Here is a 24,518-nt window from a genome sequence, read left to right on the forward strand (position 1 = left end):
CGGGGTTTGCAAGAGAGGAGAAGTCGCATGTTCTATATCTACTGCCCTTATTGTGGCGAGCATCGTGAAGAAGAAGAGTTTCACCCCAAGGGGCAGGCGCATATCGAGCGTCCCAAGGACCCCGAGGCGTGTAGCGACGAAGAGTGGGGCGACTACCTCTTCTTTCGGGACAACCCGCGCGGCGTCCACCATGAAATGTGGGTTCACGCGGTGGGCTGCCGAAAATTCTTCAACGTGACGCGGCACACGGTGAGCTACGAAATTCTCGAAACGTACAAAATGGGCAAGCGCCCGTCGATCACGTCCGATCGTCAAAAGCAGGCGCGCGAGGCCTCTGCGGTCAGCCATCAGGAAGGAGTGCGGGCATGAGTCAGTCCAGGCAGCAAGTTTACCGCCTTGATATTGGCGGGCGTATCGATCTCTCCCGCTCGCTGAATTTCACGTTCAACGGCCAGGCTTATCAAGGCTATTCCGGCGATACGCTGGCCTCGGCCCTGCTGGCCAACGGTGTGGATATCGTCAACCGTAGCTTCAAGTACTCGCGCCCGCGGGGTATCGTGGCGGCGGGGGCCGAAGAGCCCAATGCCATCGTGCAGCTGGGCGCCAGCGAAGCGGCCCAGGTCCCCAACGTGCGCGCCACCCAGCAGGCGCTGTTCGAAGGTTTGACGGCGCGCAGTACCAATGGCTGGCCCAATGTTCAGCGTGACCTGATGGGGCTGGTAGGCAAGCTTGGCGGCCAGTTCATGCCGCCAGGCTTCTACTACAAGACGTTCATGGCGCCCGCCTCGATGTGGCTGACCTACGAGAAATATATTCGTAAAGCAGCGGGCCTGGGGCGTAGCCCCATGGAAAACGACCCAGATAGCTACGACCACATCAACCAGCATTGTGACGTGCTGGTGGTGGGCGCGGGGCCTGCGGGCCTGTCGGCAGCGCTGGCGGCGGCACGCAGCGGTGCACGCGTGATCGTGGCCGACGAGCAGGAGGAAATGGGCGGCTCGTTGCTGGAAAGCCGTGAAACACTGAATGGCAAGCCTGCCGATCAGTGGGCGGCGCAGGTGCTGGATGAGCTGGCCGGGTGCGACAACGTCACTCTGTTGCCACGCACCACGGCAAACGGTTACCACGATCATCACTTCGTGACGCTGCACGAGCGGCGCACCGAACATCTGGGAGACACCGCGCCAGTGGTCCAGGGGCATCGGCCGGTGCGTTCCCGCATGCACCGCGTGCGCGCGGGTCAGGTCATTCTCGCCACGGGTGCCCACGAGCGGCCTTTGGTGTACGCAGGCAACGACGTGCCGGGTAACCTGCTGGCCGGTGCCGTGTCGACTTACATCCGCCGCTATGGTGTGGTGCCCGGCCGTCGCCTGGTGCTCTCCACCAGCAACGACGTCGGCTATCGAGCAGCGCTGGACTGGAAGGAAGCCGGCTGCGAGGTTGTGGCGATCGTGGATGCTCGTAAAGCGCCAGCAGGCGACTGGGTCGATGCTGCCCGTGCACAGGGTATCCAGATCATCACCGGCAGTGCCGTGATCGAGGCGAAGGGCAGTCAGCGGGTCAAGGCGGCGCGCGTTGCCAGCATCGATATCGACGCTTTCCGGGTCAGTGGGCCGGTTCAGGAACTGGCCTGCGATACCATCGCCAGCTCGGGGGGGTACAGCCCGGTCATTCACCTGGCGTCCCACACCGGCGCACGGCCTACCTGGCGTGACGATATCCTCGGTTTTGTGCCGAATCTGGTGAAGGGCGTGCAAGCCTGCGGCGGTGCCCAGGGGGTCTATGCCTTGGGGGATGTCCTTGGCAACGGTGTCGAGGCGGGGATCAAGGCCGCGGCGGCGCTTGGGTATGACACCCAGCCGGTGAATATTCCCAGCGTTGAGCCGATCAAGCAGGGGCCGTCGGTGGCGCTCTTTCAGGTACCCCATGAGAAATCCACGCTGCGGGCCCCCAAGCAGTTCGTGGACTTGCAGAACGATGTGACGGCGGCAGGCATCGAGCTGGCGACTCAGGAGGGCTTCGAGTCCATCGAGCACGTCAAGCGCTACACCGCCATGGGCTTTGGTACCGATCAGGGCAAGCTGGGCAACATCAACGGGATGGCGATTGCGGCCCGCTGTCTGGGGCGCTCCATTCCCGAGGTGGGCACCACCGTCTTCCGTCCCAACTACACGCCGGTTACCTTCGGTGCCATCGTCGGTCGCCACTGTCGTGACCTGTTCGACCCCGAGCGCTACACCGCGCTGCATCAGTGGCACGTGGAGCGCGGCGCCGAGTTCGAAGATGTCGGCCAGTGGAAGCGTCCCTGGTACTACCCACAAGAACGCGCAGGGGCCGTCAATGGCAAACGCGAGAGTATGGCGGAGGCCGTGGCGCGTGAGTGTCTGGCGGTGCGTGAAAAGGTCGGGATTCTCGATGCCTCGACCCTGGGCAAGATCGATATCCAGGGGCCGGACGCACGTGAATTCCTCGCGCGGGTGTATACCAACAAGTGGGAAAAGCTGGCAGTGGGCAAGTGCCGCTACGGGCTGATGTGCAAGGACGACGGCATGGTCACCGACGATGGGGTCAGCTGCCTGGCCGAGAACCACTTCCTGATGACCACCACGACCGGTGGCGCTGCTGCGATCCTGGAGTGGTTGGAGCTATGGTATCAGACCGAGTGGCCCGAGTTGGATGTCTACTTTACCTCGGTGACCGACCACTGGGCCACGATGACCATCACCGGGCCGGAGTCGCGCAAGCTGCTTTCCGAAATCACCGATATCGACCTGGACCGCGATGACTTCAAGTTCATGGAGTGGCGCGCCGGGACGGTGGCGGGGGTGCCTGCGCGGGTCTTTCGCATCTCCTTCACCGGCGAGCTGACCTTCGAGATCAACGTTCAGGCCAACTATGCCATGCATGTCTGGCAGGCGCTGTTCAAGCATGGTGAGAAGTACGGTTTGACGCCCTATGGCACCGAGACCATGCACGTTCTGCGCGCCGAAAAGGGCTTTATCATCGTGGGCCAGGAAACCGATGGCTCCGTGACCCCGGAAGACTTAGGGATGCAGTGGTGCGTTGGCTATGACAAGCCCTTCTCGTGGATTGGCAAGCGGGCTCTGACGCGCAGCGATACCCGGCGTGAGGACCGCAAGCAGCTGGTAGGGCTCAGGCCGAAAGACCCCTCAGTGGTGCTGGAAGAGGGCGCCCAGATCGTGCTGGACCCCCAGCATGCGATCCCCATGCCCATGGTGGGGCATGTCACCTCCAGCTACTACAGCCCCACTTTGAATGCCGGGTTTGCCCTGGCAGTGGTCAAGGGTGGACACAAGAAAATGGGTGAAACGGTCTACTTGCCCATGGCCGATGGCCAAACCCATGAAGCCGAGATTGTCAGCACTGTTTTCTACGATCCCAAGGGAGAGCGCCAGAATGTCTAACGCGGCCACTTTCGATACCCGTACCGATTCCGCTATCCCGGTAGCGTCGCCCTTGGCGTACAGCTACCGACGCAGTGGAGCGCCTGGCGGTCAGTCTTACCGCCTCAAACTGCGCGAGCGGGCCATGCTGGGGCATCTGATTTTGCGCGGTGGGGCCATCGTACTCGACGAAGCCGTACGTGAGGTGCTGGGGCTCAACCTGCCAGGCCAGCCGCAAACGCTGGTGCAGGACGACAGCGGCGAGCGCTCCATTCAGTGGCTTTCTCCGGATGAGTGGCTGGTGATCGTCCCCGGAGGGGAGGAGTTTCCCTTGGAGATGGCGCTGCGTGAACGGCTGGGGGATGCCCATTACGCCATCAGCGATGTCAGTGGTGGGCAGACGGTGCTGGAGATTTCTGGCGATGCGGCCCGTGAACTGCTGATGAAAACGGTCGTTTACGATGTGCACCCCAGCCATTTTCCGGTGGGTAAGGGCGTTACTACCGTCTTTGCCAAGGCAACGACCATCCTGCGCCGCCCCAGCGATGCCTGCTGGGAGTTGGTGGTACGGCGCAGCTTTGCCGACTACTGCTATCGCTGGTTGCTGGATGCCGCCGCAGAGTATGGCGTCAACGTAGAACGATAAGCAGGCAGGCCGAACCCCTGTTTCGGCCGCCATCATCTGCCGCGATGAGAGATATATGTGCCATGAGCCGAATGAGTGATACCTGGATTCTTGCCGCCCAATGCCCCAGCCGTTTGGGCACCGTGGATGTGGTGACCCGCTTTTTGAAAGAGCAGCAGTGCTATATTACGGAACTCAACTCGTTTGACGATCGACTGGGCGGCCGTTTTTTCATACGGGCCGAGTTTCGCCCGGAGCGGGATGTCTTTCATGAAGCGAACTTCCAGCGCGATTTTTCAGCGCGGGCCAGTGAGTTCGATATGCAGTTCGAATTGACGGCGCCGGGCAAGCGTACCGGGGCGGTGATTCTCGTCTCCAAAGCCGATCACTGCTTGAACGACCTTCTCTATCGGTATCGTACGGGTCAGCTGCCGCTGGATATCAAAGCGGTAGTGTCGAACCATCCTGACCTGGAGCCGTTGGCCACCTGGCATGGTTTGCCCTATCACTATCTGCCGATCACGCCCGAGACGAAACAGCAGCAGGAAGCGCAGATACGCGACATCATCGCGGAAACCAACGCTGAACTGGTGGTGCTGGCCCGATACATGCAGGTGCTTTCACCCTCCATGTGTGAGCTGTTGGCTGGCCGAGCCATCAATATTCACCACTCGCTGCTGCCAGGCTTCAAAGGCGCCAAACCGTATCACCAGGCTTACGAGAAGGGGGTCAAACTTGTGGGTGCCACGGCCCACTATATCAACAACGACCTGGATGAAGGGCCGATCATCGCCCAGGGAGTGGAACCCGTCGACCATACCCATTACCCCGAGGATCTGGTGGCGAAAGGGCGGGATATCGAGTGCCTGACCCTGGCAAGAGCCATTAGCCATCATCTGGAACGCCGCGTGTTCTTTTACGCAGGTCGTACGGTCGTGTTCGCCAACTGATGCGAGTGACATCATGCCTATCAGTGTCTTTGACCTTTTCAAGATTGGAGTAGGGCCTTCCAGCTCGCATACCGTAGGGCCCATGCAGGCTGCCTTCAAGTATGTGAGCGCCTTGCAGGAAAACGGTCTGCTGCATGCCGTGGAGCGCCTTGAGGTACATCTATACGGTTCGCTGTCGGCCACTGGCGTGGGCCATGCCACCGACCACGCGATCATCATGGGGCTTTTGGGGGAGCGGCCCGACCGCATCGACCCCCGAACGATAGGGCCAGCCATTGCGCACCTCAAGGCAACGGGGGTGCTTACCCTGGGGCGGCAGAAAGAGATCGTCTTCGATTGGGCCAACGACATCGTTTTCCACGAGGAGAGCCTGCCGCACCACCCCAATGCCATGACCCTGGCCGCCTTCACCCACCAGGGGGAGCGCGTCCACGACAACACCTATTACTCGGTGGGCGGTGGTTTCGTCGTCGAGCAGGCCCAGGTGGACATGCCGCTGGACGAGCTGGACGGAACGCCCCTTCCTTACAACTTCGACACCGCCGACGAGCTGCTGGCGCTCTGCAAACGAGAGCGGCTGAGCGTCAGCCAGCTCATGCTGGAAAACGAAAAAGTCTGGCGCACAGAAGACGAGATCAGACATGAACTGTGGCGTATCTGGCAGGTCATGTGCGAATGCATCGACAACGGGCTGACCCACGAAGGCATATTGCCGGGCGGGCTCAACGTCAAACGCAGGGCCAAGCTGCTGTACCAGCGCCTGCAGGTGGCGGAACAGAATAGCTGTCTGATCGCCTCGACGTTTTCCGCCATGGAGTGGGTGAATATTTTTGCCTTGGCCGTCAACGAAGAGAACGCCGCAGGCGGGCGCATGGTGACGGCACCCACCAACGGCGCGGCGGGCATCATCCCGGCGGTCTTGCACTATTACATGAAGTTCCAGCCCGGTGCCTGCGAGAAGCAGGTGGTGGACTTTCTGCTGGCGGCAGGCGCCATTGGCATCCTGTGCAAGAAAAACGCCTCCATTTCCGGGGCCGAGGTGGGCTGCCAGGGCGAGGTGGGCTCGGCGTGTGCCATGGCCGCCGCTGGCCTGGCCGATGTCATGGGCGGCTCCCCCGAGCAGGTGGAACATGCCGCGGAAATTGGTCTGGAACACAACCTGGGGTTGACCTGTGATCCGGTGGGAGGGTTGGTGCAGGTCCCTTGCATCGAGCGCAATGCCATTGCCACGGTCAAGGCCATCAATGCCGCGCAGATGGCCTTGCGGGGGGATGGCACGCACTTCATCTCGCTGGACAAGGTGATTCGTACCATGCGCGACACCGGCAAGGACATGCTGGACAAGTACAAGGAAACGTCCAAGGGCGGGTTGGCGGTGAACGCCATCGAGTGTTGACGCTCTGCCCGGTAAAAAAGCGCTGGCGTGGCCCAGAGATGCGTGGGCTTCGAGGGCAAAATCCTCTAGGATAGGCGCTTTTTTCTGACAGGGTAGAAGGGCATGGCGTCTTCTGGACAACCGCGTATTCAGTGGCTGGGCCGCTGGGGCTTTGTGTTGGCAGCTACCGGCTCGGCGGTAGGCTTGGGCAATATCTGGAAATTCCCCTATATCACCGGTGAGTACGGTGGTGGCGCTTTCGTGCTGGTCTATCTGGCCTGCATCCTGGCCGTCGGGGTGCCCGTGATGATGACCGAGATCGCTTTTGGTCGTCGTGGTCGCGGTAGCCCCATCGATGCCATTCGCCGGGTGGTCAGCGAGTCGGGGCGTTCCTCCGGCTGGTCGCTGATCGGCTGGATGGCCATGCTGTGCGGATTCATGGTTCTGTCGTTCTATGTGGTGGTGGCCGGGTGGTCCTTCTCCTACTTGTGGAAGATGCTCTCCGGTGGCCTGGCGGGCAGCAGCGTCGATGACATGGCGGCGATCTTTGCGGCCAATAACGCCAACCCGTGGGTGCTGGGCGGCTGGAGCACGCTGGTGACGCTGTTGACCATGCTGATCGTGGGCAAGGGCGTACAGGAGGGGATCGAGAAGAGCGTCAGCTGGATGATGCCGGGCCTGGTGCTGATGCTGGTGCTGCTGATCGTGTTTGGCGTGTTTTCCGGTGGCTTTGGCGACGCCGTCCGCTTCCTGTTCTCGTTCAATGCGGGCAGCCTGTCCAGTGCCGGTATGCTGGCGGCGCTGGGGCACGCCTTCTTTACGCTGTCGCTGGCCTCGGGGGCCATTCTCACCTACGGCAGCTATCTCCCCAAAGGGGCCTCCATCGGGCGTACCACGGTCAGCGTGGCGCTGGCCGATACCGTGGTGGCGCTGATGGCCGGGCTGGCGATCTTCCCGGTGATCTTTGCCAACGGCATGAATCCTGGCGAAGGGCCAGGACTGATTTTCATGAGCCTGCCGCTGGCTTTCCAGGCCATGCCCTTGGGTACCCTGTTCGGTATTCTGTTCTTTTTGATGCTCTCCATGGCGGCACTGACCTCGTCCATCTCGATGGTCGAAGCCACCGTCTCCTGGCTGTGCGACAACAAGGGCATCACGCGTCCGGTGGCCGCCTGGTCCACCGGGATCGTGCTGTGGCTGATCAGCACGCTGGCGATGCTGTCGTTCAATCTGGGCGCTGACTGGACGCTGGCGGGCAGGCACTTCTTCGACTGGCTGGACTACCTGACGTCCCGTTGGATGATGCCGCTGGGCGGGTTGGGCATGGTGCTGCTGGCCGGGTTCGTGCTCAAGAGCGAGACGTTCCGCGACGAGCTGGGGCTGGCTCCGCTGCCCTATACGCTGTGGCTGACCATGGTGCGTTATGTCAGCCCGCTGGGCATCCTGGTCATCTTCGTCGATGCCCTGGGCCTCTATCAGGTCTCGTTTGCCCAGCACTGGCCGTGGCTGCTGGCGATCCTGGTGGCCATGATGGCAGCGGGTGAAACCTTGAGCCCACGCTTGCGCAAGGCCCTGAAAGCTGCCTAGGAAGGCCAATCCTGCACGGTGTTCAGGCGGCGCTGAAGGTCGTTGAGCTGGCGGTGGGGCAGCGGCGTCTGGCAGGTAGCGAATACGTCGCCAAGGAAGCGCTGGCGGGCGCCTCGCAAAGGGCCGCTCAACAGCGTGGCCTGGCTCAGGGCCGCCAGCACCGCCTGTTGCGGCTGGCCGGTCAACTGCGCATAAGCACGCAAGGTCGCCGGCCAATCGACCTGCAGCGTGCCGGGCGGTTCCGGCTGGCTGTCCAGCAGCCGAGCCAGCAGGAGCACCAGGTTGGGGTGCGGGTGCTGGTTGCGCATGATCAGTTCTCCCACGCCCTGGGCGACCAGGGCGCGGATATCGGCATCGTGTCCGGATAACGCTTCCATCATCTGCTCGACCAGCGCAGGCCCGCGCGCTTGCAGGTAGGCATCCTGGGTGATGCGTGCCGCAATCCAGCCATTCCAGACGGCGTAGAGCGGCCCAGACAGCAGGGGGAGCATGCCACGCAGCGTCAGGCGGCCCAGCAGGCGGCGCATGACCAAACGCAGCACAAAGCTGCTCAGGCTCACCTTCAAGCGGTAAAGAATGGCTCGGCAGGTCAGCTTCCAGCCGTGCAGGTACGCGTGGGGGTCGACCCCGTAAATCCGGTGGCCTGCACTGGGGTACTCCAGTGCGGTTCTGGATACGCCGTGGATGGTCAGCTGCACGGCGGGCGGCATCGGGGAGGCGCTGGGGTAGGGCAAGCCTGCCAGGCGGCTGACCTGCGCCACGCCGCGCAGAGAGTTCCAGTAGAGAAAGCCGATTTCCAGCACGGTGACGACGCCAGCAAACAGCATGTAGCCTGCCCAGTAGGGAAGCTGTGCCTGCCACCCCAACGCTTCCCAGTTGTCGACGGCGTGTGCCCGCATCCACCACTCCGCTCCACCTATCAAGGTGCCCGAGACGATACCTGCCAGCGCGGCCCATACGATGATCCAGCGGCGCGCCTTCTGCACTGCTGCAGCGTCAGGGGCCGAATGGGCAGGATGGCGCTGCAGGTAGCCCGTGATGTAGCGGCTCGCCCAGCGATGGGCCACGTCCGGGCTGGGCGCATACTCGTCATCAGGTCGTTGATAGGACATAAGGCAAACTTTTGGCGTACGGAATCACTAGCCTAGCGGCTATCGGTGAGAAGTAAACGCCGCGATGGCTCCCGGGTGGGTACCGGCTTCCAGCAACTCGTTCCAACGCGTGGTGTAGCGGCGCGAACGGTGCCCGCAGCGCAGCTGCCAAGCGGCGTCCGGGTCGCGCATGCCAAAGTGGATGGTGCCTTGCCCCATCCGCTGGTTGATGGCATCCACCGCCCGCATCACGTGGGGGTGCGCCTTGGCGGGCGGTGCCAGCAGCGAGAGCTGGTACTGCTGGGCGTCTACCAAGTCCACCAGCATGACGCCTGCTTTCATGAACACGTAGCCGGGGCGGTACATCTGCTCCATCCCTTCCTTGACGGCCTGCAGAATGAGCCGCGTGTCGTCGGTGGGAGCATCGAGGGGAATCATGGCGCGGGGGGCCAGCTGGGGCAGGTCCTTGCGATGGCGGCTGGTGGTCAGAAACATCAGCACCGCACGGGCCAGGCTACCCTGCTGGCGCAGTTTCTCGGCGCTGCGCTGGGCGTGCTGGCGCAATGCATCGTGCAGCTCCTCCTTGCGCCCCGTGGCACGCCCGAAAGAGCGCGAGGTCATGATGCGTTGGCGGGGCTGTTCGACGGCGTTCATCTCCAGGCAGGGCGTGCCGCGCAGCTCGAGGGCGGTGCGCGCCAACACTACCGAAAAGCGCTTGCGCAACTGCTTGGGGTCGCTCTCGCGCAGCTGCCAGGCGGTACGAATACCGCTCACGGCGAGCTGCTCGGCAAGCCGTCGGCCGACTCCCCATACCTCGCTCACCGGAAGCTGTTTGAGCAGTGCCTGGGTGGTGGCGGTGTGGGCAGCCAGCAGGCATACCCCTTGATAGTGGGGCTGCTGCTTGGCCACGTGATTGGCCAGCTTGGCCAGCGTATGCGTGGCCGCCAGCCCAACGCAGACGGGCAACCCCAGGTAACGGCGAACACGGCGGCGTAGCGCCACGCCCATGGCCTGGCACTGGGCGTCATCGAAGCCATCCAGGTAAATGAACATCTCATCGATGGAGTAGGGGGCGACCTCTGGGCAGGCTTCGCGCAGCAGCTGTGCCAACCGCGCCGACATGTCGCCGTACAGCTCGTAGTTGGAGGAGCACAAATGGATCTGGCCCCGACGCCGCAGCCCTTCCAGCTGGAACGCTGGCGTCCCCATGGCAATGCCCATGGCTTTCAGCTCGGCAGAGCGCGCAATCACGCAGCCGTCGTTGTTGGACATGACGCCCACGGCCTTGCCTTCCAGCGTGGGCTGGAATACCCGCTCGCAGGAAACGTAAAAGTTGTTGGCATCCACCAGACCGATCATGGCAAATACTCATGAATGACGGCGCGCACTACCCCCCATAGCTGGCACTCGGCCTCTTCCAGCGGCAGCGGAGGGTAGTGCGGGTGAGACGAGCACAAATGCGGCGCACCGCGATACAGCGCGTAGCGCTTGATCAACAGCTCCTGGTCGAACAGGGCGACCACGATGTGGCCCAGCCTAGGCGGCACGCTGCGGTCTACCACCAGCAGGTCGCCGTCGAAGATGCCCCACCCCTCCATGCTGTCGCCGCGGGCGGTCAGGTAGAACGTCTGTGTCGGGTGCTTGATCAGCCGGGTGTTGAGGTCCAGCGTGCGTGGCTCGTAATCCTGCGCGGGGGAAGGAAAGCCGCTAAAACCCGCGCGACCACTCAGCGAGGCAAACGGAAGAGGCAAGGGCGTTAACGGCAAGGCGGTCGCAACGGCAGTGGGTTGAGACGGCATCGTCGGGCTCCTCACGAATGAATAGTGTGTTTATATACAGTATTTGTAGCCAGTATTCATTTATGCGGAAAAAAATGCAAGGTGCCGGGATGAAGGTATGAGTACGGGGGCTAACGGGCCAGCCAGAGGCCAACCACCAGCGCACTGATGACCGTGATCCAGAACACGAGATTGCGAGCGCGGGTGTCGCGACGAGGTTTCATCGGGTTGTCTCCAGCAGATAGGCAAGGGTGGCCCACCATGGGCCGCTCGAAAGCAGCGCATAGGCTGCGCCAGGCATGGTAACGTTTGGTGCTCGAAGCGTCATCCGGCGCATGGTTTTTCGTGAAGAAGAGAGGGCTGATGAAAGGTTCCGAGTTTAGCGGCAGTACGCCGCTGTCGTTGGTCAATGGGCGCCTGGCGGCCCTGAGCTGGGGGCGCCACGATGCCCCGGTATGGGTCGCCCTGCACGGCTGGCTGGATAACGCGGCGAGCTTCTCACGGCTGGCCCCCTTGTTGGTCAAGCGACTGAACATTCGTATCGTTGCCCTCGATTTTCGCGGGCACGGCCACTCGGCCCATACGCCCTTCGGCAGCGACTATGCGCTGTGGGACTACCTTCACGATGTGCTGGATGCCATGGAGGCGCTGGAGATCGAGCAGGCCACGTTGCTGGCGCACTCGATGGGGGCGGCGGTCTCCTGCCTGCTGGCAGCGGCGCTGCCCGAGCGTGTCGCACGGCTGGTGCTGCTGGATGGCCTGGGGGCACTGAATACGCCCGCAGAGGAGACGGCCAGCCAGCTGCGCAAGGGCCTCACCGCCCACCGCCGTGTCGCTTCGCGCACGCCCCGGTATGCGGATATCGAACAGGCCGTTGCCGCCCGGGTGGCAGGCGGCGTGACGCCGCTGGATGCCATCACGGCCAGGCCGCTGGTCGAGCGTAACACCCAGGCCACGGCGGATGGCAAGGTCGCCATGCGCACCGACAGCCGCCTGCTGAAGCCTTCCCTGGTCCGCCTGACGCCACAGCAGGTGCTGGCCATACTGGCAGAGATTCAAGCCCCCGTGCTATTGATAGAAGGAGAGCGCGGTATTCTCGGCGAGCGCCAGTGGGCGGTGGCCGCTCGGCAGGCGGTACCCCGCCTCACTCGTCATGTGCTGGCGGGGGGGCACCACCTTCATCTGGAGCCGCAGGCCGTGGCCCAGGTCGCCGAGGTGATTTGCCGTAGCCCCAGTGGTGAAGAGTGGAGCGGTGAAAAATAAGAAGGAGGGTGTGCCGTGGTGAGTCTGTTGGCAGGGAGAGCGCTGGGTGAGGGAAACAAGGTGGCCCTGGTGCTGGGCAGCGGCGGGGCCAGAGGCTACGCGCATATCGGTGTGATCGAGGCGCTGGAAGCGCGGGGCTTCGAGATCATCTCGATAGCGGGCTGTTCCATGGGCGCTCTGATTGGCGGTATCTACGCATCGGGCAAGCTGCCTCAGTACCGGGATTGGGTGTGCCATCTCGACTATCTGGACGTGCTGAAGCTGGTCGATGTGACCTGGAGCCCCATGGGGGCCATGCGGGCCAACAAGGTCATGAGCAAGCTGGAAGAGCTGGTGGGTGACGTACTGATCGAGGATCTGCCGATCCCCGTGACCACTGTGGCCACCGACCTCGTGCGCCAGCGGGAAGTATGGTTTCAAAATGGCCCGCTGCTACGCGCCATTCGCGCCTCCATTGCGGTGCCTGGCGTGATTACTCCGGTGAACCTGGGCGAGCAGGTGCTGGTGGATGGCGGGCTGCTCAACCCGCTGCCGATGATGCCCGTTCTGGCCGCCCATGAAGCGGATTTTGTGGTGGCGGTGAACGTGACGGCCCATAGCCCGCAGCCGGTGACCCTGGAAGAGTTGCTGCCCCGTGACGAGCCTGCCCTGCCGCAGACCCCCTCGGAGCGCGAGCGAGAGGCCAACATTGGCGGTTGGATGCGCGACGTGCGCGCCACCACGCGCCGACTGTGGGGTGGCCTGGGCGGCGGTGAAGAGGAGAGCGATGACGATGAAACCGTCGACCTGCGCGGCAAGCGGGAGTGGGGCAAACTGGACATGATTCTGGAGTCGTTCGATATCACCCAGGCGGCGCTAGCCAAGTACAAGGTGGCCGGATATCCGCCGGATGTGCTGATCGAAGTGCCCAAAACCGTTTGCAGTACCTATGAGTTCCACCGCGCCAACGAGTTGATTCGCCTGGGGCGCCATCTGGCAGATCAGGCGCTGGAGCGGCGCATGCCCAGTATTGCCTCGGACGCTACCGAGTGAGCTACTGGCCGCGTTTGCGCAGCAGAATATAGACCGCCCCTGTGCCGCCATCCACGTCGGTGGCGGAGCAAAATGCCAGCACGCCAGGCCACTCTCGCAACCAGGCGTTGGTGTGGCTCTTCAAGACAGGGAAATCCGCGCTGCTGCCCCACGCCTTGCCGTGTACCACCAGCACGCAGCGCAGCCCCTGTGCTGCGGCATCGCCCAGAAAACTCTCCAGCTCCAGGCGGGCCTCTTCCAGCGTGTAGCCATGCAGGTCGAGTCCTGCTTGCCAGGCGGTTTGCCCCCGTTTGAGCTGGCTGAAGGTGCGCCAGGGCAGGTCCGGCACGCTGAACTCCAGGTACTCGGAGGGGCGCACGGCTTCGACACGCCCGTCGGAGGTGCGGCCGCTGGCCTGCAGCGTGTTGCTTTCCACGGCGGCGCGGCGGCGGGCCTCGCGATTGTCGGGTTGCCGTTTGGGTTTGCCGGGGTTCGCCTGGTTGGTGGCAATACGGCGTACGCCTGCTTCCTGCAGTGCCTGGCGAAAGGCACTGATATCGTCGTCGTTGGGCAGGTGTCGCGTCATGGTCGGCTCGAATCAACTAAAGTGGTGAAAAAAGGGGCGGTAGATAAAAAACGCTAAGGCGAGACAGTATAGCGAGCTTGGCGCTGCTGTGAACCGGGCAGCGTCAAAGGTACAATCCCCCAACGAACTTTTGACGCCAGGAGCCCTTGTGACCACGCACCTCTCTGATGAGTCCTCCCCCTCAACGCTATCACTGCCTGATACGGCGCTGATAAGCGATCTTTACACACTGCGGGACTATTTGCGCTGGGTATCCAGCGAGTTCTATCTGGCGGGGTTGCACTATGGGCACGGCACGCAGTCACCCTGGGATGAGGCAGTCGCGCTCTGCTTAGGCGCGCTGCACCTGCCTTGGAACGTCGACCCCGCCGTGCTCGATGCGCGGCTGCTCCCCATGGAGCGTTCGCGCATCATCCAGCTCGCCCGCGAGCGCATCACCACTCGTCGTCCGTTGCCCTACCTGCTGGGTGAGGCCTTTTTCGCGGGTTACCCCTTCTCGGTAGACGAGCGCGTGCTGATTCCGCGCTCGCCCATTGCCGAGCTGATCGAAGATGGCTTTGCCGCCTGGTTCCCCGAAGAGCCCCCCGCTCGGGTGCTGGACCTGTGTACCGGCTCCGGCTGTATCGGCATCGCCACGGCGCTGGTGCTGCCCACCTGTGATGTCGCGCTGGCGGATATCAGCCAGGACGCCCTGGCCGTGGCGCGTCAGAACATCACCCGTCACGATGTCGGTGACCGGGTACGCGCCTGGGAGTCGGACGTGTTCAGCGGCCTTCAGGGGCAGACATTTGACCTGATTGTCTCGAACCCGCCCTACGTGGACGCCCGCGACCTGGCGACCATGCCCGCCGAATTCCGCCACGAGCCTGACCTTGCGCTGGGCGCTGGCAGCGATGGGCTGGATATCGTCCGGCGTATTCTGCGTGACGCGCGCCGCCATTTGAGCGACGACGGCTGGCTGATCGTCGAGGTGGGCAACTCCGACCGCCATGTAGAGGCCGCTTTCCCCGACGTGCCCTTTATGTGGCTTGACTTCGAGCGTGGCGGCCAGGGCGTGTTTGCCCTGAGCGCCGCTGAACTCGACGCCCATGCGGCGTCTTTTGCGTGAGGAAATAACGCCCATGTCTGGCAACACCTTTGGCAAACTGTTTACCGTCACCACCTTTGGCGAAAGCCACGGCCCTGCGCTGGGAGCCATCGTCGATGGCTGCCCGCCCGGTATCGAGATTAGCGAAGCCGACCTGCAGGGCGACCTGGACCGCCGCCGCCCCGGCAGCTCCCGGCATACCACCCAGCGCAAGGAGCCGGATCAGGTGCGCATTCTCTCTGGCGTGTTCGAAGGCAAGACCACGGGGACCTCCATTGGCCTGCTGATCGAGAATACCGACCAGCGCTCCAAGGACTACTCGAAGATCAAGGATCAGTTCCGGCCCGCCCATGCCGACTACACCTACCATCACAAGTACGGGCATCGTGACTACCGGGGGGGCGGGCGCTCCAGCGCCCGTGAAACCGCCATGCGCGTGGCGGCCGGAGCCATTGCCAAGAAAGTACTGGCGGCGCAGGGCATTCAGATTCGTGGCTACATGAGCCAGCTGGGGCCGATCAAGATCGACTTCAAAGGCTGGGACAGCGTCGAGCAGAATGCCTTCTTCTGCCCCGATCCGGACAAAGTGCCTGAGCTGGAAAACTACATGGATCAGCTGCGCCGTGACCAGGACTCGGTGGGGGCAGAGATCACCGTGGTTGCGGAAGGCGTGCCGGTGGGGCTTGGCGAGCCGGTGTTCGATCGTCTGGATGCTGATCTGGCGCATGGTCTGATGAGCATCAATGCGGTAAAAGGCATCGAGATTGGTGCCGGTTTTGGCTGCGTGGCACAGCGGGGCAGCGAGCACCGCGATGAGCTGACTCCTGACGGGTTCCTCTCCAACCATGCCGGGGGCGTGCTGGGCGGTATTTCCAGTGGCCAGCCCATCGTGGCACGGCTGGCGCTGAAACCGACCTCCAGCATCACCACGCCGGGCCGTTCGATCGACGTGCACGGCGAGCCGGTGGAGGTAATTACCAAGGGGCGTCATGACCCCTGTGTGGGCATTCGTGCCACGCCGATTGCCGAAGCCATGATGGCCATGACGCTGCTGGACCACTGGCTGCGCCACCGTGGGCAGAATGCCGATGTCAGCGTTGATACACCGGCCATCGGCCAGCGATAACGCCACGGTACGCCTCGGGGTTCGCTGCTACACTCAAGCATGACGGTCAAGGAGTCGCCTATGAAGATCAACGTTGAGTTTGACCTGACGCCGGACGAGTTTCGGCGTTCGCTGGGGCTACCGGATGTCGAGGCGTTTCAGCAAAGCCTGCTGGATAACATCCAGCACCAGATGGAGTCCGGGGTGGAGGGTTACGACCCCATGAGCCTGATGCGCCCGTTCCTGCAGCAGCCGATGATGCAACAAGGGCTATCGCAGGGGCTGGCCAACTTCGGTACCTACCAGCAGATGATGCTGGACATGCTGCGGCAGGCGGGTTCCAGTGCCACCAGCAGCAGCCAGTCCCGCGAGGAGCAAGAGGCACCCAGCACGGCCAGCAGTCGAGGTACCAAGGCGAAAGCCGCCTCGTCACGAACCCGCGCTAAAGGGTAGGGCTGCCGCCAAAGCAGAGTTGTCAAGCGGTAAGCCAGCGATTACTCTTTGTGCGATGCACAATAATTGCGATGTGAATGAGCCACTCCAGGCTCATGCCAGGGAATGAGAGACAGGAGCTACCACAATGCAAGACAAGATGCTAGAGGCGTTCAGCGCCCAGACCCGCCAGATGTTCGAGCCGATGCGCAAGATGAACTCGCTGATGCTCAACAACATGGAAAAGATGACCCAGTACCAGCTGGAAGCCATGAAGCGCTACAGCCAGATGGGGACCGAGCGTATTCGCAGCGCCACCGAAATCAACGATGCCGAAAGCCTGCGTGACTTCGGTACCCGGCAAGCGGAAATGATGAACGAGCTTTCCCAGCAGATGCAGGAAGATGCCCGCGCCATGGGCGAGATGACCCTGCAGTTCAAGACAGAAATGGAGAGGCTGTTCAGCGAAGCCGGGCAAAAAATGAGCGAACAGGCCACGGCAACCGCGAAAGGCGAGTCCTCGGCCAAGGCCACCAGCCAGTCGTCACGCAAGAGCTGATATCACATACTGTTCGCGGCGCCGATGAGGCGCCGCGTTCTTTTGGATGAGCTGTCAGAGCGAACAATGCTCGGCACGCGAGGGGGAACTCGTATGCAGTCAGGGTGGAAAATACCGTCTCAACCGCTAACCCAGTCGGAAATGGAGGCCTGGAAAGCTCAATTGGACGACGTTGCCGAGCAGTACAAGGGGCTGCTCGAAGACCTGCTACAGCGCATCGTGCCCAGTGAAGCCGCAGACTCGGTCTACCGTGACATGCGTGAAAGCTTCGAGGCGGCAGCCCAGTCGCTGATGAGCAACCCCAACCTGCTGTGGCAAACCCAATCGCGGCTGATCCAGGACCAGTGGCTGCTGTGGCAGCAGGGCCTTCGCGCCATGGCGGGCGAGCAGGTCACGCCGCTGATCACGCCCCCCAAGCATGACCGCCGCTTCAGCGACGAGGCCTGGCGCCAGGACCCCTACTACATGGCGATCATGCAGCAGTACCTGCTGTTTTCGCAGATGGTCGAGGAGCTGATCGACGGCCTGAACGGGCTGGACCCCACCCACAAGCGCAACCTGGCGTTCTATGCGCGTCAGGTGGTCAGCGCCATGTCGCCCACCAACTTCGTATCCACCAACCCGGAAGTCATGCGGCGTACGCTGGAGACCAAGGGGCAGAACCTGGTGGACGGCCTGACCCGCCTGCGCGAAGACCTGGCCAACTCGGCCGAAGGGGTCAATGTACGCATGACCGACCGTAGCGCCTTCGGGGTCGGCGACAACATCGCCGTGACGCCGGGCTCTGTGGTATACGAAAACGAGCTGATTCAGCTGATTCAGTACGCCCCGACCACCGAGAAAACCTTCAAGACGCCGCTGTTGATCGTGCCGCCATGGATCAACAAGTATTACATTCTCGACCTGCGCGATGACAACTCGCTGGTCAAGTGGCTGGTAGAGCAGGGGCACACGGTGTTTCTGATCTCCTGGCGCAACCCTGGCCCTGCTCAACGCGACATCACCTGGGCCGACTACATGCAGCTGGGGCCGATCAGTGCCATGGAGGCCATCGAGCAGGCCTGCGGCGAAAAGTCGGTCAACCTGGTCAGCTACTGCGTGGGAGGAACGCTCACGGCGTCCACGGTGGCCTACCTGACCAGCACGCGTCGTGGCCGCAAGGTCAAGTCGGTGACCTACATGGCGACGCTGCAGGACTTCCGCGACCCGGGCGACATTGGCGTCTTTCTCAGCGAGCGCGTCATTCAAGGGCTGGAGCAGAGCATGCAGCTCAAGGGCTACCTGGACGGTCGCTCCATGGCGTACACCTTCAACCTGCTGCGGGAAAACGACCTGTTCTGGTCGTTCTACATCAACAACTACCTGAAAGGTGACGAGCCTGCGGCGTTCGATCTGCTCTACTGGAACACCGATGGCACCAACCTGACCGCAGGTACCCACGCCTGGTACCTGCGCCACATGTATCTGGAAAATCGCCTGGTAGAGCCCGGTGGCATCGAGCTGGATGACGTCAAGATCGACCTGCGCAAGATCTCGGCGCCCAGCTATTTCGTCTCGACCAAGGAAGACCACATTGCCAAGTGGAACAGTACTTACTACGGTGCGCTGCTGCCCAAGGGGCCAGTGACCTTCGTGTTAGGGGGCTCCGGGCATATCGCCGGGATCGTTAACCCGCCGCACAAGAACAAGTACGGCTACTGGACGAACGACGAGCTGCCGGACTCCCACGATGCATGGCAGCAAGGGGCGACCTTCAACGAAGGCTCCTGGTGGCCGCACTGGCAGGCCTGGGTGACGGAAAACGGCTACGCGGATGCCGACCCGAAGAAAATGGTGCCAGCCCGTCAGCCCGGAGAGGGGCAGTTAAAGGTGATCGAGCCCGCCCCAGGCCGCTATGTGAAAATGACCATTCCAGAAGTGCTGGGGGAAACCCCCTCGGCCCGCTAAAAGCAAGGCCCCCGCTCGCCGGTCAACGGCGTCAATGCGGGGGCTCGGCAGCAGGCAGGGCTAGCAAGGTGCGTTATCCTGCGCGGCGACGTACAACCCCAGGCAGCAACAGCAGGCCTGCCAGCAGCCAGGTGGGCCAGCTACCCATGCGGGTGAAGGGCGTGAGCCCCTGCATGGCGTGGAACTCGCCGGTCAGGTAGGTGGTTTCGAACTGCGGTGCACGGTCGACGAGCCTGCCGCGGGGGTCGATGATGGCGGTAATGCCGTTGCTGGTGGCACGCACCACGTAGCGGCCATTTTCCAACGCACGCAGGCGCGCCATTTGCAGGTGTTGGTGTGGGCCGATGGAGGCGCCGAACCAGGTGTCGTTGGAGATCGTGACGATGACATCGCTATCCATGGCGCGGCGTGCCACCAGTTGCGGATAGATGATTTCGTAACAGATCGCGTTACCGATGGTGACCCCGGCGGCCTGCATGGGCACCTGATGAGATGCTCCCTTGCTAAAGCTGGACATGGGCAGGTCGAAGAAGTTGATCGCCCCGCGCAGCACGCTTTCCAGCGGCAAGTACTCACCGAACGGTACCAGATGCTCTTTCTGGTAGCTGCCTTCCACGTTGCCGATACCAATCACACTGTTGAAGTAGCGATTGGCCTCGTCCAGTTGCACGATACCGGTGAGCAGCGCCGTTTCAGGTGGCAGGTTGCTCTGCACGCGCTCCAGTACCGGGCGCGCCTGACTGTCGATCATAGGCAGCGCGGTCTCTGGCCACAGGATCAGGTCAGCATCGTCTGCGACCTGACGGGTCAGGTCGCTGTAGATGTTGGCAGCGCTGCGCTGGCCTTCCGGTGTCCATTTCAGTAGCTGCGGAAGGTTGCCCTGAAGCAGGGCCACGCGAGTGGGTTCGTCCACCGGCGTGGTCCAGTGCTGGGGCAGTGCCAGAGGCGTGAGCCAGATGGCCGCCAGCGGCAGCGCTGCCCACCACTGACGGCACAGGAAGGCCACACCCAGGGTGCCGCTCAAAACGACCAGCAATGAGAGCCAATAGACACCGCCGACCGGAGCCCAGCTGGCCAAGGGCGAGTCGACGTAGCTCGACCCCACCAGTAGCCAGGGAAACCCGGTAAACAGATAGGTGCGCAGTACCTCACCCAGTACCCAGGCACCGGCGAAGGTCACTACTGCCCAACGGGGGCCGACGAAGCGTCGATAGAGCCAGAACGTACCCGCGAAAAACAGCGCCAGTACGGTCACGAACAGCGCGGTGAGAAAGACCGCCAAGGGCATGCCGGTATAGCCGTAATCATGGATCGAGACGTATACCCAGGAGGTGCCGCTGGCAAACAGCGCGACCCCGTACAGCCAGCCCTTCAGCGCGGCCTGAGCCGGGCTCAGCTGATGCAGGCCCAGAAAGAGCAGGCCAATGGCGACAGGCCCCAGCCACCAGAGTTCGAAAGGGGAGGCGGTGAGCGTGGTAAAACCACCGGCCACCAGGGCGGCCAGCAGTTGAAGTGGTAACGTGGGAGTCAACCTCATAGCAATATCCTGTCAGCAGGGTGCAACGGTAACGCAGCGCCAGTGGTGGCTAGTCGGTGTCGGTCTCGTCGTCGGCATCGCGTTCACGATAGGCCTCGAGCAGGCGGATGCGCCGGTTATCGGCATTCAGAATGATAAAGCGCCAACCTCCTAGCGTAGTGTGCTCGCCACGGCCGGGCAGGTGGCCGAATTGCTGCATGACCAGCCCCCCCACGGTGTCGAACTCATCATCGGAAAAGGCCGTGCCAAAGCGTTCATTGAAGTCTTCGATGGGCGTCAAGGCACGGATGGCGAAGTGGCCGTTTTCCAGCGTGCGGATATCGTCCTCTTCGTCGGTATCGTGCTCGTCCTCGATATCCCCCACGATCTGTTCGAGGATATCCTCGATGGTGATAATGCCCGCGGTGCCGCCATACTCGTCCACGACGATGGCCATGTGGTTATGGGTGTCGCGGAACTCCTTGAGCAGGCTGTTGAGGCGCTTGGATTCGGGAATGAACATGGCCGGACGCAGCACGTCTTCCAGCTTGAAGGCGTCGCGCTGTGCCTGGGTCTGGGAGAGCAGCGGCAGCAGGTCCTTGACCAGCAGAATGCCTTTGACGTCGTCGAGATTTTCACCCACCACCGGGTAGCGGGAGTGGCCGGTCTCCTGAATCAGCGGCAGGTAGTCGTCACTGGTCTGATCCAGGGCGATGGCGGTGACCTGAGAGCGCGGGATGAGGATTTCGCGAACCTGCTGGGCGCTGATCTCGAGGGCGCCTTCAATGATCATGATAGCGTCCTGATCCAGTTTCAGCTTGCCGGCCGTGTGGCGTAGAAACGTCATTAGCTCATCTCGTGAGCTGGGTTCGTCGCTGTCTCCGGAAAGGGCGCCAAAGAGTTTCTCGAGCCATGATTTTTGATTGGGATTGCTCGATCGGTCTTCGCTCATTGCGTCAGTTCTCTCAGTTACGGGCAAGGTAGTTCGATAAAGGGGGATGATGACCGCTCATCGTTGTATCACTGAGTGGCGGCAGACACCACCGCTAGCGGCAGCTTTCTGCAACAAAACCGCTCACGCCTGATAAGGGTCATCGATCTTCAGGGTCGCCAGCAGCTCCCGCTCGAGCTGCTCCATCTCTTCGGCTTCCTGCTCTTCGATATGGTCATAGCCCATCAGGTGCAGGGTGCCGTGAACCACCATGTGTGCGTAATGGTGCTCCAGCAGCTTGTGCTGCTCATGGGCTTCCCGGGCCACCACCGCGTGGCAGATGACCAGATCGCCCAGCAGGGGCAGCGTGATGCCAGGCGGGTTCTCGAAAGGAAACGACAGCACGTTGGTGGGCTTGTCCTTGCCTCGGTAGTCGCGGTTCAGCGCCTGACTCTCGGCTTCATCCACGAAGCGGATGGTCAGCTCCTGGCGGTCGTCGTCTGGATGGCGAGCAAACACGCAGCTCACCCATTGGGTGAGCTGGTCGAGAGAGGGCAGCAGCGGTTCGTCGATGGCCGCTTGCCGATCGATCATCGGCTCGTTCATTGGTCGCCGTCTCCAGCGCGATTGCCCTGGCGTTCGAGGGCCAGCATGCGCGCTTCGCGCTCTTGCTGACGCGCCTCGCGGCGGGCGCGTTCGGCTACTTCCTGCTGCGACTCGAACTCGTCATAGGCTTCGATGATGCGTTGCACCAGCGGGTGACGCACCACGTCCTTGGCAGCAAAATGGGTCACGCCGATGCCGGGGGTCTCCTTGAGCACGTCCAGCACCTGGGAAAGCCCCGAGCGCTGGCCACGCGGCAGGTCCACCTGAGTAATGTCGCCGGTGATCACCGCCGTCGAGCCAAAGCCGATCCGCGTCAGGAACATTTTCATCTGCTCCGGCGTGGTGTTCTGGCTCTCATCGAGAATGATGTAGGAGTTGTTCAACGTACGGCCACGCATGTACGCCAGCGGCGCGATTTCGATCACCTGACGCTCGATCAGCTTGGCCACCTGCTCGAAGCCGATCATCTCATAGAGCGCGTCGTATAGCGGGCGCAGGTAAGGGTCGATCTTCTGCGCCAGGTCGCCGGGCAAGAAGCCCAGCTTCTCGCCTGCTTCCACGGCCGGGCGCACCAGCAGGATGCGGCGCACTTCCTGCTGGTTGAGCGCTTCGACCGCCGCGGCCACTGCCAGGTAGGTCTTGCCAGTACCCGCAGGCCCAATGCCGAAGTTGATGTCGTGTTCGCGGATGCTCTGCACGTAGCGCTGCTGGTTCAGGCCGCGGGGTTTGATCATGGCACGGGGGGTGCGCATGATCACCTCGTCGCTGCCGCCTTCACCGTCCTCCTCTTCCTCCAGAGCCTCTAGCCCGGACTCCTGCAAGAACAGGTGGACGGTATCTGCCGATAGCTCGGCGGCCGCCGTTTCGCGGTACAGGTGCTCGAGGACATTGGCAGCCGCCTTGATGCGGTTGGCTGCACCGGCCAGCTGAAAAACGTTGCCACGGTTGCGCAACGTCACGTCCAGGCGGCTCTCGATCAGCTTTAGGTGCTCGTCCTGCTGGCCGCAGAGGCTAGCAAGGCGCTGCGGGTCATTGGGTTCAAGGCTTAGGGTAATGATGCGATTGGCCTGAGGTGATGGCTGGCTCAAGAGTAGGAAACCCTTTCGTTGGTGTGTGTACGTTTCAGCTTAATGCCCCGACGGGGTCGGGGCAATTACCCAGGATAAGAGAAGGCTCAATAACGCTCGGCGGAGACCAGTTCACCACGCAGCGAGTTGGGCAGCGCTTCGGTGATCTCGACATCGACGAAGTAGCCGATCAGCTCGGTGGGGTTGGCGGCACGGAAATTGACGACTCGGTTGTTCTCGGTGCGCCCGGAGAGCTGGCCGGGGTCCTTGGGCGAGAACCCGGTTACCAGAATGCGCTGGGTAGAGCCCACCATGCGGCGGCTGATTTGCGCCGCCTGCTGCAGGATGCGCTCCTGCAGAATGGCCAGGCGCTGCTTCTTGACGCTTTCCGGGGTGTCGTCGGGCAGGCCCGAAGCGGGGGTGCCCGGACGCGCCGAGTAGACAAAGCTGAAAGAGTGGTCGAAGCCGATGCGATGGATCAAGTCCATGGTGGCTTCAAAATCCTCTTCGGTCTCGCCGGGGAAGCCGATGATGAAGTCGGAGGAAAAGCTGATGTCCGGGCGGTTGGCGCGGATGCGCTCCATTTTCTCGATGTACTCTTCCGCCGTATGGCCGCGCTTCATGGCGCTCAGGATACGGTCGGAACCAGACTGTACCGGCAGGTGCAGGTGGCTCACCAGCTCCGGGATATCGGCAAAGGCATCGACCAGGCTATCGGTGAACTCCACCGGGTGCGAGGTGGTGAAGCGGATACGGTCGATACCGTCCACGGCGGCAATGCAGGCGATCAGTTCGGCCAGGTCGATCTCGTCGCCATCCTCATTGTCGCCGCGGTAGGCGTTGACGTTCTGGCCCAGCAGGTTGATTTCCCGTACACCCTGGTCGGCCAAGTGGATGACCTCATCCATCACGGCTTCGAAGGGGCGCGAGACCTCTTCGCCGCGGGTGTAGGGCACCACGCAGAAGGTGCAGTACTTGGAGCAGCCTTCCATCACCGACACGAACGCAGTGGCACCATCCGACTTGGGCTGGGGCAGGTGGTCGAACTTTTCGATTTCGGGGAAGGTGACATCCACCGCCGCAATCTGGTTGTTCTTGCGGGCGTCGAGCATCTGGGGAACGCGATGCAGGGTTTGCGGCCCGAAGATCATGTCCACGTAAGGTGCGCGTTTGCGCAGCGCTTCGCCTTCCTGGCTGGCCACGCAGCCTCCTACGCCAATGACCAGTTCCGGGTTGGCGTCCTTGAGCTTCTTCCAGCGGCCCAGTTGGTGGTAGACCTTGTCCTGTGCCTTTTCACGAATCGAGCAGGTGTTCAGCAGAATGACGTCCGCTTCCTTCTCGTTGTCGGTGAGCTCCAGCTGATGGGATTCGCCGAGTAGGTCTGCCATCCGAGAGGAGTCGTACTCGTTCATTTGGCAGCCGTGCGTTTTGATGAAGAGCTTCTTCGCCATCGGTACCTGTCGTCTATGGGTCGTCTTTCTGAAGAGACGAGGGATGAATGAAAAAATCGTTGGGCAGTCGTCTGCCGCTGAATGGCTGCATTATACGGACACACCGAACCAGCGGCTAGCACTCCACTTGTAATCGAGACTTGACCC

The 24,518-nt window shown here is 62.3% G+C and carries 22 protein-coding genes; 13 read left to right on the forward strand and 9 right to left on the reverse strand.

Annotation, left to right across the window (positions count from 1 at the left end):
- Positions 1–27: 27 nt before the first annotated feature.
- From FEU76_RS13555 to FEU76_RS13580, 6 genes are all read left to right on the forward strand, one after another.
- A complete protein-coding gene (locus FEU76_RS13555) occupies positions 28–369 on the forward strand; it encodes a sarcosine oxidase subunit delta (protein ID WP_144983694.1) in 342 nt (113 codons plus the stop codon).
- The gene (locus FEU76_RS13560; RefSeq protein WP_144983697.1) at positions 366–3,425 is read left to right on the forward strand and encodes a sarcosine oxidase subunit alpha family protein; all 3,060 of its coding nucleotides are present in this window, start codon (positions 366–368) and stop codon (positions 3,423–3,425) included. The genes FEU76_RS13555 and FEU76_RS13560 overlap by 4 nt, the downstream gene beginning before the upstream one ends.
- Positions 3,418–4,050, forward strand: a complete 633-nt coding sequence (locus tag FEU76_RS13565; protein WP_144983700.1) for a sarcosine oxidase subunit gamma — start codon at positions 3,418–3,420, stop codon at positions 4,048–4,050. Before FEU76_RS13560 ends, FEU76_RS13565 begins: the two co-directional genes overlap by 8 nt.
- A gap of 62 nt (positions 4,051–4,112) precedes the next feature.
- Complete coding sequence (gene purU / locus FEU76_RS13570; RefSeq protein WP_144983704.1) at positions 4,113–4,979, forward strand: formyltetrahydrofolate deformylase; 867 nt, start codon at positions 4,113–4,115, stop codon at positions 4,977–4,979.
- A gap of 13 nt (positions 4,980–4,992) precedes the next feature.
- On the forward strand, positions 4,993–6,375 hold the full coding sequence (locus tag FEU76_RS13575; RefSeq protein ID WP_144983707.1) for an L-serine ammonia-lyase: 1,383 nt from the start codon (positions 4,993–4,995) through the stop codon (positions 6,373–6,375).
- A 102-nt stretch (positions 6,376–6,477) separates the two neighbouring features.
- Positions 6,478–7,941, forward strand: coding sequence for a sodium-dependent transporter (locus tag FEU76_RS13580; protein ID WP_144983710.1), 1,464 nt, complete (start codon positions 6,478–6,480; stop codon positions 7,939–7,941).
- Here the strand turns inward: FEU76_RS13580 and FEU76_RS13585 are convergent.
- From FEU76_RS13585 to FEU76_RS13595, 3 genes are read right to left on the reverse strand one after another with little or no spacing between them, the layout of a single operon-like run.
- Positions 7,938–9,053 (reverse strand): LBF_2804 family protein, encoded by a 1,116-nt coding sequence (locus FEU76_RS13585; RefSeq protein WP_144983713.1) that lies wholly within the window; start codon positions 9,051–9,053, stop codon positions 7,938–7,940. The two genes, FEU76_RS13580 and FEU76_RS13585, sit on opposite strands and share 4 nt — an antisense overlap.
- A 39-nt stretch (positions 9,054–9,092) precedes the next feature.
- On the reverse strand, positions 9,093–10,391 hold the full coding sequence (locus FEU76_RS13590) for a Y-family DNA polymerase (RefSeq protein WP_039181115.1): 1,299 nt from the start codon (positions 10,389–10,391) through the stop codon (positions 9,093–9,095).
- On the reverse strand, positions 10,388–10,831 hold the full coding sequence (locus FEU76_RS13595) for a LexA family protein (protein ID WP_144983716.1): 444 nt from the start codon (positions 10,829–10,831) through the stop codon (positions 10,388–10,390). The genes FEU76_RS13590 and FEU76_RS13595 overlap by 4 nt, the downstream gene beginning before the upstream one ends.
- 342 nt (positions 10,832–11,173) lie before the next feature.
- On the opposite strand from FEU76_RS13595, the gene FEU76_RS13600 reads away from it, so the two are divergent.
- Together FEU76_RS13600 and FEU76_RS13605 are read left to right on the forward strand one after the other, a co-directional pair.
- Positions 11,174–12,073, forward strand: coding sequence for an alpha/beta fold hydrolase (locus FEU76_RS13600; protein WP_144983719.1), 900 nt, complete (start codon positions 11,174–11,176; stop codon positions 12,071–12,073).
- 15 nt (positions 12,074–12,088) lie between these two features.
- Positions 12,089–13,105, forward strand: a complete 1,017-nt coding sequence (locus FEU76_RS13605) for a patatin-like phospholipase family protein (RefSeq protein ID WP_186299149.1) — start codon at positions 12,089–12,091, stop codon at positions 13,103–13,105.
- Between the two features lies 1 nt (position 13,106).
- Here the strand turns inward: FEU76_RS13605 and FEU76_RS13610 are convergent, their stop codons facing one another.
- A complete protein-coding gene (locus tag FEU76_RS13610) occupies positions 13,107–13,670 on the reverse strand; it encodes a Smr/MutS family protein (RefSeq protein WP_144983722.1) in 564 nt (187 codons plus the stop codon).
- 148 nt (positions 13,671–13,818) lie between these two features.
- On the opposite strand from FEU76_RS13610, the gene prmB reads away from it, so the two are divergent.
- The 5 genes from prmB (at position 13,819) to phaC (ending at position 18,800) form a co-directional block, all read left to right on the forward strand.
- A complete protein-coding gene (gene prmB / locus FEU76_RS13615) occupies positions 13,819–14,778 on the forward strand; it encodes a 50S ribosomal protein L3 N(5)-glutamine methyltransferase (protein WP_144983725.1) in 960 nt (319 codons plus the stop codon).
- A gap of 13 nt (positions 14,779–14,791) precedes the next feature.
- Positions 14,792–15,883 (forward strand): chorismate synthase, encoded by a 1,092-nt coding sequence (gene aroC / locus FEU76_RS13620; RefSeq protein WP_144983728.1) that lies wholly within the window; start codon positions 14,792–14,794, stop codon positions 15,881–15,883.
- Positions 15,884–15,943: 60 nt separating this feature from the next.
- On the forward strand, positions 15,944–16,315 hold the full coding sequence (locus FEU76_RS13625; protein WP_016914446.1) for a hypothetical protein: 372 nt from the start codon (positions 15,944–15,946) through the stop codon (positions 16,313–16,315).
- A 127-nt stretch (positions 16,316–16,442) separates the two neighbouring features.
- Entirely contained in the window at positions 16,443–16,853 is a 411-nt protein-coding gene (locus tag FEU76_RS13630; RefSeq protein ID WP_144983733.1) for a phasin family protein, read from the forward strand.
- Between the two features lie 93 nt (positions 16,854–16,946).
- Positions 16,947–18,800, forward strand: a complete 1,854-nt coding sequence (phaC, locus tag FEU76_RS13635) for a class I poly(R)-hydroxyalkanoic acid synthase (protein WP_144983736.1) — start codon at positions 16,947–16,949, stop codon at positions 18,798–18,800.
- Between the two features lie 73 nt (positions 18,801–18,873).
- Here the strand turns inward: phaC and lnt are convergent, their stop codons facing one another.
- The 5 genes from lnt to miaB all read right to left on the reverse strand — a co-directional run bounded on the left by lnt (position 18,874) and on the right by miaB (position 24,371).
- Complete coding sequence (gene lnt / locus FEU76_RS13640) at positions 18,874–20,337, reverse strand: apolipoprotein N-acyltransferase (protein WP_016914443.1); 1,464 nt, start codon at positions 20,335–20,337, stop codon at positions 18,874–18,876.
- Between the two features lie 49 nt (positions 20,338–20,386).
- Positions 20,387–21,268: an HlyC/CorC family transporter gene (locus FEU76_RS13645; RefSeq protein WP_026001772.1), complete on the reverse strand. Its 882-nt coding sequence runs from the start codon at positions 21,266–21,268 to the stop codon at positions 20,387–20,389.
- A 123-nt stretch (positions 21,269–21,391) separates the two neighbouring features.
- On the reverse strand, positions 21,392–21,853 hold the full coding sequence (gene ybeY / locus FEU76_RS13650; protein WP_016914441.1) for an rRNA maturation RNase YbeY: 462 nt from the start codon (positions 21,851–21,853) through the stop codon (positions 21,392–21,394).
- Positions 21,850–22,941 carry a PhoH family protein gene (locus FEU76_RS13655; protein ID WP_100732010.1) on the reverse strand — a complete coding sequence of 364 codons (1,092 nt, stop codon included), beginning with the start codon at positions 22,939–22,941 and terminating at the stop codon, positions 21,850–21,852. Before FEU76_RS13655 ends, ybeY begins: the two co-directional genes overlap by 4 nt.
- A gap of 86 nt (positions 22,942–23,027) precedes the next feature.
- Positions 23,028–24,371 (reverse strand): tRNA (N6-isopentenyl adenosine(37)-C2)-methylthiotransferase MiaB, encoded by a 1,344-nt coding sequence (miaB, locus tag FEU76_RS13660; RefSeq protein WP_144983740.1) that lies wholly within the window; start codon positions 24,369–24,371, stop codon positions 23,028–23,030.
- Between the last annotated feature and the right edge of the window lie 147 nt (positions 24,372–24,518).

The organism is Halomonas sp. C22 (assembly GCF_007655045.1).
Classification (GTDB): domain Bacteria; phylum Pseudomonadota; class Gammaproteobacteria; order Pseudomonadales; family Halomonadaceae; genus Vreelandella; species Vreelandella hamiltonii.